Here is a 1,009-nt window from a genome sequence, read left to right on the forward strand (position 1 = left end):
ATCATCGCGAACGTGGGTCACTTCGACAACGAGATCGACATGGCCGCCCTAGAGGTGCTGCCGGGGGCGACCAAGGTACAGATCAAGCCGCAGGTCGACGAATGGCGACTGCCCAGTGGACGGAGCATCCTCGTTCTGTCCGAGGGGCGTCTGATGAACCTCGGAAATGCCACTGGCCATCCCTCGTTCGTAATGAGCAATTCCTTCACGAACCAGGTTCTGGCGCAGATCGAACTTTATTGCCACACCGAGAAGTACCCGATCGGCGTGTATGTGCTCCCCAAGTACCTCGACGAAAAGGTGGCTCGACTCCACCTCGACGCGTTGGGAGTGGAGCTCACGGTTCTCAGCCCCGAGCAGGCCGCCTACCTCGGAATCCCTGTCGAGGGTCCGTACAAGGTCGATCACTACCGGTACTAACCCCTCCGTCTCCGCGGCGAGGTGCGACACGCCCGAGGGTGCGTACGCTTTGACGGGTTGCGGCTACGAACGTAGTGTTTACACGTACCCCACAGGTGCGGAAAGCTGCTTAGCTCTTCGGCCTCAAGCGGGACCACCTCTCGGCCTGACATTCTTCGCCCATCATCTTGCAAGGGCGTTGACTGAGGGCCTAGAATATAGCTCTTCCCATCTCGATGGTTCAATCATCAGAGTCCGGGGATTTGTCGTGAGCCTCGGCTTGCTTGAATCCCTGGGATAACTCGATTTGACAACCACTCGCCGGATGGGTAAGTTAGACAAGTTGCCCCAGAGCGACAGCCCAAAAGGGCCTGAAGCTGGGTGCGTCCGATCCTTGAGAACTCAACAGCGTGCACAATGTCAAATGCCAAAAACCTCGGTTGTAGGGCTCGTTTCTAGCGAGTACCGCAATAGAGATTCCTTTGGAATATGAATTGAAAGTCGTGGTTTCGATCACGCAAAACAAACAAAGCAAGTCAGTAATGATTTGTTCTGTCAGTTTCAAACTTGTATCTTGTTCGCCTATTCCGGCGGCTTGGTGCACTAGATG

At 55.3% G+C, this 1,009-nt stretch carries 2 protein-coding genes; one reads left to right on the forward strand and one right to left on the reverse strand.

What is annotated here, in order from left to right:
• The coding region (locus JF66_RS20760) for an adenosylhomocysteinase (protein WP_035880861.1) at positions 1-420 on the forward strand (420 nt) is incomplete at its 5' end.
• A 313-nt stretch (positions 421-733) separates the two neighbouring features.
• Here JF66_RS20760 and JF66_RS24825 read toward each other — a convergent pair.
• Positions 734-1,009, reverse strand: a 276-nt coding sequence (locus JF66_RS24825) for a hypothetical protein (protein WP_231556547.1), incomplete at its 5' end; no start/stop codon positions are given.

It is taken from the genome of Cryobacterium sp. MLB-32 (genome assembly GCF_000738085.1).
GTDB lineage: Bacteria > Actinomycetota > Actinomycetes > Actinomycetales > Microbacteriaceae > Cryobacterium.